Raw genomic sequence first — 575 nt, forward strand, 5'->3', positions numbered from 1 at the left:
CACCTATGACCCAGATGGAAATTCTTGCGCCTAAGCGCAACGAGCGTGCCGGTTACAAGGTCGACCCCAGCCGCGGCCAGCGTATTGGCCGCGTGTCGTCAGAATGGTTCAACCGGCCGGCGGACGAGCGATACCTGTCGCTCAACGACCTTGGAAATGCGGTGAAGAGCCGGTCGGAGCGCAGCAAGACCCGCATCGTCGAAAGTGAGCTGATCCGCGTCGAGGCCAGCCGCGACGATCCGGAGCGCCTAAGGCTAATGCTGCCCGATGCGCCTGCCCCTGTTGCCCCCACGCATTGGAGTTTTGGCCAACTCGCCAGTTTGGTCGGCGCACCGGCCACCTATCTGCGTCAGCTGCCGGCTCCGCTCGCCGCGATCAACCTTCAGCACGGTCTCCTCAACCACCGCGCCGAGCAGGTGAAGACGCTGGAAATCGAGAACGGACGCCTCGAGCTGCGAGCGGTAACAGGCCCTGATTACGGCAGAATATTTGACTCAGAACTGGTGGACGCCGTGCAGAAGATCGCCGGCAACGGTACCGGCGACACGCGTTGGAAGGTACCCGGCGTGCTCGAC

Annotated in this window: 1 pseudogene; it reads left to right on the plus strand. The window is 63.1% G+C overall.

Annotation, left to right across the window (positions count from 1 at the left end):
- Positions 1-5: 5 nt before the first annotated feature.
- Positions 6-575, plus strand: a pseudogene (locus tag EN993_RS36585) (hypothetical protein); the annotation flags it as partial.

Source organism: Mesorhizobium sp. M7D.F.Ca.US.004.01.2.1, from assembly GCF_003997785.1.
GTDB classification, from domain to species: Bacteria; Pseudomonadota; Alphaproteobacteria; order Rhizobiales; family Rhizobiaceae; genus Mesorhizobium; species Mesorhizobium loti.